The 10,000-nt window shown below is 64.5% G+C and carries 7 protein-coding genes and 1 pseudogene; 4 read left to right on the top strand and 4 right to left on the bottom strand.

Annotation, left to right across the window (positions count from 1 at the left end):
- Positions 1-344, bottom strand: a pseudogene (locus tag LDL37_RS05985) (dienelactone hydrolase); the annotation flags it as partial.
- A gap of 161 nt (positions 345-505) precedes the next feature.
- On the opposite strand from LDL37_RS05985, the gene LDL37_RS05980 reads away from it, so the two are divergent.
- Positions 506-1,267 (top strand): LytTR family DNA-binding domain-containing protein, encoded by a 762-nt coding sequence (locus LDL37_RS05980; protein WP_290795582.1) that lies wholly within the window; start codon positions 506-508, stop codon positions 1,265-1,267.
- A gap of 113 nt (positions 1,268-1,380) precedes the next feature.
- Here the strand turns inward: LDL37_RS05980 and LDL37_RS05975 are convergent, their stop codons facing one another.
- Both LDL37_RS05975 and LDL37_RS05970 read right to left on the bottom strand, forming a co-directional pair.
- Positions 1,381-1,869 carry a hypothetical protein gene (locus tag LDL37_RS05975; protein WP_290795580.1) on the bottom strand — a complete coding sequence of 163 codons (489 nt, stop codon included), beginning with the start codon at positions 1,867-1,869 and terminating at the stop codon, positions 1,381-1,383.
- 22 nt (positions 1,870-1,891) lie between these two features.
- On the bottom strand, positions 1,892-2,686 hold the full coding sequence (locus tag LDL37_RS05970) for a DUF4198 domain-containing protein (protein ID WP_290795578.1): 795 nt from the start codon (positions 2,684-2,686) through the stop codon (positions 1,892-1,894).
- A gap of 195 nt (positions 2,687-2,881) precedes the next feature.
- Between LDL37_RS05970 and LDL37_RS05965 the strand changes: the two genes are divergently transcribed.
- Both LDL37_RS05965 and LDL37_RS05960 read left to right on the top strand, forming a co-directional pair.
- Positions 2,882-4,972, top strand: coding sequence for a TonB-dependent receptor (locus LDL37_RS05965; protein ID WP_290795576.1), 2,091 nt, complete (start codon positions 2,882-2,884; stop codon positions 4,970-4,972).
- 8 nt (positions 4,973-4,980) lie between these two features.
- On the top strand, positions 4,981-5,700 hold the full coding sequence (locus LDL37_RS05960; RefSeq protein WP_290795574.1) for an energy transducer TonB: 720 nt from the start codon (positions 4,981-4,983) through the stop codon (positions 5,698-5,700).
- A 24-nt stretch (positions 5,701-5,724) separates the two neighbouring features.
- Here LDL37_RS05960 and LDL37_RS05955 read toward each other — a convergent pair whose 3' ends face one another.
- Entirely contained in the window at positions 5,725-9,159 is a 3,435-nt protein-coding gene (locus LDL37_RS05955) for an EAL domain-containing protein (protein ID WP_290795571.1), read from the bottom strand.
- 210 nt (positions 9,160-9,369) lie between these two features.
- Here LDL37_RS05955 and LDL37_RS05950 point away from each other — a divergent pair.
- Positions 9,370-10,000: pilus assembly protein TadG-related protein (locus tag LDL37_RS05950; RefSeq protein ID WP_290795569.1), on the top strand; the 631-nt coding region annotated here is incomplete at its 3' end.

Genomic DNA, 10,000 nt, shown 5'->3' with positions numbered 1-10,000 from the left:
TCCTGCCAGTTGTCGCCCGGATGGGTGAGGGCCGCTACGACGAAGCCCGCTTTCGCCAGGGCCACCGCCGTATCGACATGGCCGGAAAAGCTGCCGCCTGTGCCGTGCGACATGACGATCAGCGGATGCGCGCCGGGCAGGGGCGCGGCATTGGCCACGACCGCGTGGCTGTAAAGCCCCAGCCTTTGGCGGGCCGGTGTGCCTGCGGCGGGAAACCATATGCCGACCTCGACGCCCTCAGCCGTGACGGCGTGGCGGAACCCGACCTGTGGGGTGTCCGCATGGGCGACCATGCCAAGGGCGGCGAACGAAATAAAGAGAGCGAATAACAGGCGACAGCGCATGAGAAATCTCCGTTTGACCCGCCCGCTCTAACCGTCTGACACAGCGCGTAAAGGCGTCATTCGCCAATGGGCAAACGGGTACGTGGTCCGGCAATTGGGCGCTCTGGCGGTACGTAGCGCAGGCGGCTATAGTGCGCCAAACCGCCTTGATCTGAGCCTCTATGCCGACTTCGCTTTCCAACCGTCTGACACAACTGAGCCGTAACCCCGTCGCGCAATGGGCCGCCGTGGCCACGGTCGCCGGGCTGATACTGGGGGTGCTGGGGCCGTTCGGCAGCTATCTGAATACGGGGCTGGAAAAGCGCATCGCCTATTGGGTGGTGTCGATGCTGGTGGGGGCGGCGTTGTTCGGGGGCACCCTGCGGGCGGTCAGGCGCCTCGCCCCCGGCGGCGGGATGAAAAGCCTCAGTCTGCTGGCTGTCGCCCTTGGGCTCGTCAGTCTGTTGCAGGCCTTTCTGACGCGCACAGCGGCCTTCTGGCTGTGGCCGGAACTGCACCGCTTCGACCTGTCGCCGGTCCTGTGGTACGGTCAGACCCTGCTGATCGCCGGGTTGATGGTTGCCGTGGTGTGGGCGCTTCAGCGTCGGGCGGCCGCGCGCCACGTTCTCTCAGAAAAGGAGCCGCCCGCCGCCCTGCCGAGGGACGTGCTGGCCCTTCAGATGGAAGACCATTATGTGCGCGTCCATACGCCCACGGGCGCGCAACTGATGCTGATGCCCCTGCATCAGGCGATCGCCCAGCTTGAGACCGAAGGGCTGCGGACGCATCGCTCGTGGTGGGTGGCGCGTCACGCGGTCAGGGCTATTGAGGGCACCCCGCGCGCCATGCGCCTGCACCTGACCAACGGCCTCACCGCCCCGGTCGCCCGCTCGGCGGTGGTGCACCTGCGTCAGGCCGGCTGGCTTGAACATGTTGGTGGGTGAGAAAGGGCCTATCACTGATAAGCCCTTTTTGCCCGACACAGCCTAGTGTCCTGTTGAATCTGAAATTCGCCAGAAGGCGATATCAAGCGCATGCGAATTTCAGATTCAGGACACTAGGGATTCACAAACTCGCCCGTCTTGCCGCTTTTGGCGGCGTCTTCGGCCAGAACCACATCCTTGTGATCCACCGCCCCGTCCTTATTGCGGTCGTGCAGGTCGAACATGCGCAGACCCGAAGCGAGGTGTTCCGCCTGACTGATGGCGCCGTTCTTGTCGGTGTCGAGGACGCCGAAACGCACCTTAGCCTGACGCATCTGGCGTTGCTGTTCCTCCAGACGCTTTTCCGGGTCGCCGATGCGGCTGAGTCTGGCCATCAGGCGGCCTTCGTATTCGCCGATATATTCGGCCTCGCTCAAGCTGCCGTCTTCATTGAAGTCGGCCTTGCGAAATTCGATGGCGCGACCAGCCTTGAATTCCTCAAGCGACACCTTGCCGTCGCCATTGAGGTCCTGTTCCTCGATAAAGGTCGAGGTGGAGTGTGAGGCGGCCAGCGCCGGGGCCGAGACCGCGATGAGGGCGGTTATGAGAAGAGACGTTTTCATCCGGGTATCCTTATAGAACGAGTTATTGGGGCAGGACTTCAAGGGTGAGGGTGGCGGTGTGGCTGAGCCACAGGTTCGCCTGACCTTCAGCGGGGCGGCGCACGCGCACCTGAAGGAGGTAGAGGCCGGCGGTCTTCGGCGTGAAGGTGACCTCGCCTGAGTCGTTGGTGCGCAGCGTCTGTTCGCCGACCTTGGGCGTGGCATAGGTCTGGCCGTCGGTGATGACGGTCACGTTTTGACCCGACAGACCCTGGCCATTTTCACGCACGCGCACGGTGAAGGGTTCACCCGCATAGGCGTCATAGGGCGCGGTGACGGGGAAGAGTTCGACGCCGTTGCTGCGGAAATCGGGACGGCTGGGGCGGCCATGCGTCACATAGACATCGGCGCGCGTCAGGCTTTGCACGTCGATCACGGTTTCGCCGGATCGGGCAGCATTGGGGCCTTCGAGAAAGTGCACCTCACCGTCGCGGAGGACGCCCCTGGCCACGCGGCCCTTACGCACGCCGGAAGAGATCAGATAAGTGCCTTCGGCCTTTAGAGGCGCTTCGAGAAATACCGCGTCCTTCAGCGTCGCCGCCGGGGGCAGGGGCGTGTCGGTCCCGTCCGGTGCGATGATGTGGAAGGCGTCCGACTTCATGGCCACGTCAGGACGCAGATCGCCATCCGAGAAGGCCGCTTCGATCGTTACGTGGTCGCGCGGTGCCGGGACCGTAAAGGCCGCGGGCTTGAGATAGGGCGAATGCGCCACGGCGGGCGCGGTCAATAAACCAAAGAAAAGCAACGGGGTAATGCCGATAAAGCGATAGGCGGTCATGTCGTGTGATCCCTGAAAGAGCCCTGTGGCCCGAAAGACATGAATCCAATAATGAGAATCATTATTATTTGCAAGTGGCTTGACGTCGCATCGCCTCAGGGTGTAGTCGGCGAGTCAATGAGAATTATTCGCAACTATGGGCGTGGGGCCTATGGCGAATCTCAGCCGATTTTTTTTCTGAAAGGAAGTATGGGGATGTCACTCAAATCATACCGTCTGCCGGCCGTCAGTGCTCTGGCGCTCAACGCCCTGATCCTGTCTGCCGCGCCGGTTCTGGCGCAGGAAGCGGACAAGACGGCCGACGCCACCACCCAGTTGTCGCTGGGGCGCATCGTCGTCTCGGCGGGCAAGGAAAAGGTCGCCACCGATACGCCGCAGTCGGTGACGGTGCTCGATCAGGAGGACCTCGAAAACGCGCAGGCCGGTACGGTGGGCGAACTGCTGGAAGGCGTGGCCGGGGTCGATGCGGCCGGGGGCGTCTCATCTCTGGGGCAGGGGCTGAACATCCGCGGCATGGGCACCGCCCTGTCGGAATCGGACAGCCGGGTGGTCTTCACGGTCGATGGCGTCACCAAGTTCTTTGAGGGCTATCGCATGGGCAGCCTGTTCACCGATACCGAGCTTTACAAGCGCGTTGAGGTGCTGCGCGGGCCGTCCTCTTCGACCGTCTATGGCTCCGGCGCGCTGGCCGGGACGGTCAACTTCACCACCAAGGACGCTTCGGACTTCCTGAGGGGCGATGATCGCTTCGCGGTGCGTCTGAAAGGCGGCTACGACAGCAACAGCGAGGGCACGCTGCTGTCGGCGACTCTGGCGGCCAAGCCGGTGCCAAACCTCGATGTGCTGCTGGTCGCCAACAAGCGCGACTTCGGCAACTACACCGATGGCAATGGCAAGATCGTCAACCCGTCGCAGGCGGCGGGCGAGTCGGTGCTGCTCAAGAGCCGCTACTATATCGGCGGCGACCGCAAACACAGCGTCTGGGCCTCGGCGCAGAAATGGAGCGACGATTCCTGGCAGATCTACGATCAGCAGGCGGCCTTTACGACCAGTCAGGTGCGCCGCAAGACCGACGACACCAACTACGTGATCGGTTACGACAACGCCTTTGAAGGTAATGACTGGCTGGACCTCAAGGCGCAGATCGCCTTCGACGAATCGAAGACCGATCAGCGCGACAACCAGTTTTCACCCAGCGCGCTCGGCTATACCTCGCAGTACAGCTACAAGACCGTGCAGGCGAAGGTGGAGAACGTCTCGACCTTCACCACCGGTCCCGTCGAGCACTTTCTGACCGTCGGTGTGCAGACCTATCATCAGGAGCGCCGCAACCCGCGTTACAGCGCGACGGGCAGCCTGACCAATGGCGCGACCACCCACCCCGAAGGCGATATGAACCGCGTCAGCCTGTATGTGCAGGATGAAATCCTGATCGGGGACAAGCTGACCCTTATTCCGGGTATCCGCTACGATAAGTCGAAGCTGAAACCTGGGGCGGGCACCTATGTGGTGGGCACGACCGGCGTGCCTTCCTCCGTCGAACTGGACGCCACCTCGCCCAAGCTGGCGGTGCTCTATGCGCTGACGGAGCAGGTCAAACTGTTCGGCTCGCTGTCGCATACCGAGCGCCTGCCCGTACTGGATGAGATCTATACGCGCGGTGCGGCCCAGACCATCAGCCTCAATCTCAAGCCGGAAGAGTCGGAAAACCGCGAGGTGGGCGCCAGCTATTCGAAGCGCGGTCTGTTCAGCAAGGGCGATGGGCTGAACCTCAAGCTGACCGTGTTCCAGAACGACATCAAAAACCTGGTCACGCGCACCTCGACCACGGCTTCCGCCTACACCAATGTCGGCGAAGCGCGCTATGAAGGGGCCGAACTGGAGGCCGAATACGCCTCACACCGTATTTTCGGGCGCGTGGCATGGTCCACGGTCAATGGCTATAACAAGGTGACGAATATCGCGTTTAACACCATCCCGGCGGAGCAACTGAACCTGACGGCGGGCTGGGTGTTTCCTGAAAAGGGGGTAACGCTCGGCTGGAAGGGCGATATCGCCGACAAACAGTATAGCTACAACGCTACCACCGGCGTCGTTTCGGCCACCAGCAAGTCCTATACGGTGCATAACCTGTTTGCCACCTATCGCCCGCTGTCCGGCCCGCTGGCCGGGATCGAGGCGCGCCTGAACTGGGACAATATCTTCGACACCTATTATCAGCCGCACCTCAGCTATCTGCCAGCCGCGGGTCAGACGGTCCGCCTGAGCCTCGCCAAAACGTTCTGAAACCAGCGGTGACGAGCAAGGGTCAAAAAAGCCTGGCTGTCGGGGCCTCCGTTCTGGTGAACGGGGGCTTCCTGCTGGCCGTGGCGGGGCTGGCGCCTCAGCCAACGCCCCCGCCGGTGGAGGTGCCCGTGTTTGAGGTGGCAATGGAGATGCGCCCGGCCGTGGCGAAGACGGCCCCGTCAGCGGCAGAGGCTCAGACACCCCCCTCTGCGGCTATCAAACCCTCTGTACAGCCTATCCAGACAGCGGGTTCGACGCCGCAGCCGTTGTCTTCGTCGGCACCCGTGGCCGCCATGCCCTCAGCGCAAGCGGCCCCGGCCTTCGCTCGGACCGAGCCCGCCGCGGTCCCTCCGTCGGCGGGTGCGCCTGCGTCTGCGGCCTCTACCTTCCCACCCGCCGCAGCCGGTGCGCCGCGCCAGAGCGCGTTACAAGGCCCGCCCCCAGCGGCCTATGCCGCCCGTTTGCGCCACCATATCGAACAGTTCAAACTCTATCCGCCGCAGGCCAAACGCCGTCGCATCGAAGGCGAGGTCCTCCTCAGCTTTCAGATGGATCGCCAGGGCCGCGTCCTGACGTCGCGGATCGAGCGCGGATCGGGCTCAGCCGACATTGACCGCGCCGCGCTGGCCATGCTGAGCGACGCCCAGCCCCTGCCACGCCCCCCGGATTCCGTGGCGGGTGAGGTTCTGTCCCTGACCTTCGCCACGCGTTTCAGCCTTACGGACTGACAAAATGTCTGGGGCGAAAGAACGTCACGAGGACGCCGAATACCCCGGTCGCGGCGTTGACTCCGCTAAAGGCGCAGGCGACAGACGCTCGATCATGGCCTCTATGCGCAGCGGGCGCGAGAAGAGGTAGCCCTGCATGGCGTGTACGCCTGCGGCCTTGAGGTGCTGATGCTGGGTCGCGGTTTCGACCCCTTCGGCCACCACCTGCATCCCGAAGGCGCGGCCAATACCGGACACGGCCTGAATGATGGCCAGCGCCTCCAGCGCCTTGCGCGCTTCGCCGTCCAGTCCGCGCACAAATTCCTGATCAATCTTGATCTTGTCGAAGGGGTGGCGGTGCAGGGCGGTCAGCGACGAATAGCCAACGCCGAAGTCGTCGAGCGCCAGGCGGAAGCCGTGCGCGCGTAAGCGCTCAAACAGCCTGTTCATACGCTCCGGATCACCGAGGATGGCCGTTTCGGTCACCTCGATCACAAAGCGCGACGGGTGCAGTCCGGCCTCACGCACCGACGCCAGCAGATCGGCCTCAAACTCCGGCTGATCAAGCTCGACCGGCGACACATTGATGGCCAGCGGCAGGTCACCCAGCCGTCTGGCGTCGGCGAAGACGATCTCACGCACGCGCTTGCCGATCCCAATAATGCGCCCGCTGCGCTCAGCCAGCGGCACGAACAGGGCCGGGGTGACGGGGTTGGGGTCTTCGGCGGGCCAGCGGACCAGACATTCGGCGGAGATAATGGTTTCGCCTAGGCGGTCATAGATCGGCTGATAGACGACATCGAGCCGCCCATGCGCCAGAACGGCATCCAGACGCCGCAGCAGGGTCGCGTCCTCATCATTGAAGGTGGGCGCAGCGACCGGCACGGGCGAAGGCAGGCGCTGCGCCATTTCGGCCAGCGTAGCCGCCAGCGCGTCGGTCAGCGCTTCGCCATCCCCCAATCGCAGATCGGGCGGCGTCTGTCGCGCCAGTGCCTCGATACTGCCGGCCAGATCGGCCAGCCGCCGCGCCCCCAGATTGAGGCTCATCGAGCGCAGGGCGTGGGCGGCGGACGACACCTGATGGGCGTCTTCGTCTTTCAGGGCGGCCACCAGCGTTTTCAGGGTGACCGGCGCGTGGGAACGGTAAAGTTCGACCACGCGATCGCGGAAGGGGGCGGCCTCTTTCAGCAAAGCCGTAAAGCCGGGGCCCAGCCACTCACCCGCCGCCAGCGGGGTGGGATCGGGCACCGGCATTTCCGCCGCCAGCCCTTCGACGGTCACCGCCAGATGCGGCAGGAAGCGGTTCAGCACCTCGCCGAGCGCGGCCAGCGTGAAAGGCTTGTGCAGCACGGCGTCCATACCGGCGGCCCGCCATTCCTCGGCGGCCTTACCCACCACGTGCGCTGTCAGGGCGACGATGGGCAGGTGCGCCTCGCCTTCGTTCGCCCGCCAGCGCCGCGTGGCCTCAAAGCCGTCCATGTGCGGCATGGAGCCGTCCATCAGCACCAGATCAAACGCCTGCGTCTCCATCTGCCTCAGGGCCTCGGCCCCGTTGGCAGCGGTGACGCAGGAAATGCCAAAGCGGCTGAGCGATTCACGCGCCACCTCCAGATTGACCTCGGCATCGTCGGCGACCAGCACGCGGGCGGCAGGGTAGTTGACGCCAACGGTTGCAGGCGTGTCTGACGCGTCCACGTGCAGGGGGGCGCCTGCGGCAAAGGCGGTGATCAGGCGGTCAAGGTCGCTGTGGCTCAAGGGCAGGCCAAGCACCGCCGCGCAGCGTCCGTCTTCGCGCCACAGCTCGGCCTCTGCGTCGCGGATATCGGCCAGCAGGACCAGCGGCGCGGCTTCGGCGGCAAGAGACTCGCGGTGGTCTGCATCGGCCAGAATAAGGTGGGGGGCTTCGGTGCCGAGGGTGAACCCGGCCGCTTCCAGTCGGGCTTTCAGCGCGTGGGCCAGAGCCGGGGCCGCGACCGCCAGATGCAGTCGGGCGGGGGCCGTAAGACGCGGCGGGGCGGCGGTCGGGGCGTCCGCCTGACGCGGCAGCCGCACATGAAACGACGTCCCCTTGCCCTGTTCGCTGCTGACGGCGATGGCCCCGTGCATGGCCTCGACCAGCCGTTTGGCGATCGACAGGCCCAGCCCCGTGCCGCCGAAGCGCCGCGTCGTGGTCTGGTCTTCCTGCGTGAAGGCACCGAACACGCTATCGAGCTTGTCCGCCGCAATGCCAATGCCGGTGTCAGAGACCACCAGCCGCCAGTGCTCCGGATGACGGTCGGGCAACAGTTTCAGCGTCACCCGTCCGCGTTCGGTAAATTTAATGGCGTTGGACACCAGATTGGCAATGACCTGCCCCAGCCGCACCGTATCGGCGGGCACCCGGCGCGGCGCGTCCGGATGCACAAAAGCGACCAGTTCCAGCCCCTTGTCGCGCGCCCGGTCGTGGAACAGGGCCACCACCTCGTCGATCAGGTCCACCACATCGACGTCGCTGATTTCGACGTCCATGCGCCCGGCCTCGATCTTGGAGAAGTCGAGGATGTCGTTGATAACGGAAAGCAAATTGCGCCCGGAACGCACGATGGTGTCGGCGTGGCGACGCGCCTTGGGCGGCAAGGGCTCGCTGGCCAGCAGTTCGGCCATGACCATCACGCCGTTCATCGGCGTGCGGATTTCATGGCTCATGGTCGCCAGAAACTCGGACTTGGCGGCGTTGGCGGCGTTGGCTTCGTCGCGGGCCAGCCGATAGTCTTCGGTGCGGGCAGCGACCTCGTCCTCAAGGTGCTGCACGTGGGCTTCGATCTGCCGGTCGCGCTTGTCGATGGCTTCGGCCATCAGGTTGAAGCCGTCCACCAGCGTGCGCACCTCATCCTCAGCCTCGGTCTCGACGCGCGTGAACTGCCCGCTCTGCGTCACCGTGGCGAGCGTCTCGGTGAGATCGGTCAGCGGTTTGACAAGGCGGTGTTGCAGCCGGTTGGCGACGAGCAGCGCAATGGCTGCGGCCGCCACCGCCATCAGGCCGATACCGGCCAGCGTGCTCAGCAGCCCGGCGCTGAGGCCGCTGGCCTTATGCACCACCACCACGTGGCCCAGCGTGCGGCCTTCGTGGCGGATGGGCGAGCGGATTTCGATGGAACCCGTGGTCAGAAGGTGGCTGAGCGACGGCGTCTTGCCCTTGTCTTCGATGCTGACATCGGATTTCAGACGCACCCCGGCCCCGGTTTCGGCCAGCACGCCCTGCACCGTCTCCACCCGCGCATAGACGATGCCGGGCGTGCGCGTAACGGCGCGCAAAGCGCGGAACGCCCCTTGCGCGTCGCCCGTTTCGACGCTTTCCGAGGCGCTGGACGCCAGCACGTCGGCAGCGGCCTTCAGCGTGGACCAGCGCGTTTCGCCATAGCGATGGGCCTCATTGACCACAAACAGCGCCGCTACCGGCAGACAGGCCAGCAGCACGCAGCCAATAACCAGCCGGTTCAACCGACTATGGAAACCCGGCTGACGTCGGCGTGAGGTAGTGATTCGGGCGTCTGAGCGCATAGGCAGACGCTAAAGCATGTCTCGCCAAAGGGGAAACCGGTTTTACCGGGCGCTTTTGTCGCATCGCGGAGTTATATAAAAAACGCATAAAAATACAGACGTTTAGGCTGTGGAAAGGGGCTGTTAACAGGCCCGTGTTACAAGGCTGACATGAGATCAGACCGGTTTGATCGCTATGCGCGCTTGCTGAAGCGCTTTCCGGGGGTCCGTGACGGGCACGCCGGTATCACGGTGGCTATGCTGGCCGTGCCTGTGATGCTGGTCGTCGGCGGAGCGATCGAGCTGAACGCCTTCAATCGCGACAAGAGCCTGCTGCAGGACGCCGCCGACGCCGGTGCACTGGCGGGGGCCAGTCGGCTGACTCTGGCGACCTATGGGCAAAACACTTCCGGCATAACCGCCTTTGCCAGCCAGACCGCCTATCTTCAGGCCAACCCCCTGCCTGAGGGGTTGACCGTGGACTTTACCGCTACGGCCGACCTGCCGGAGGGCGTGGTCGAGGTGACGGGGGTTGCCCAGCGTAAACCGATCTTCAGCGCCATAGGGTTCGGCGCGCAACTGACCGTGAAGGCGCGCGCCGAAAACATGCAGAAAACGCCCCTGTGCGTGCTGCAAACGCAGGACGGTGGCCTGAGTGTGCAAAACACAGCCCAGATCAGGGCTCCCGGCTGCGCCATACACGCCAATCACAGCATCACGGTCGAACCCGCGGCGATGATCGAGGCCGAGCGCATCCAGACCTCAGGCAAGGTCACCGGCATCACGCGACCCCAGGCGGGCG

Origin of the sequence: Asticcacaulis sp., from assembly GCF_020217185.1 — a bacterium.
Taxonomy (GTDB): domain Bacteria; phylum Pseudomonadota; class Alphaproteobacteria; order Caulobacterales; family Caulobacteraceae; genus Asticcacaulis.
Note: the sequence above shows the minus strand (reverse complement) of the source record. Positions and strands in the feature narration are given on the sequence as shown.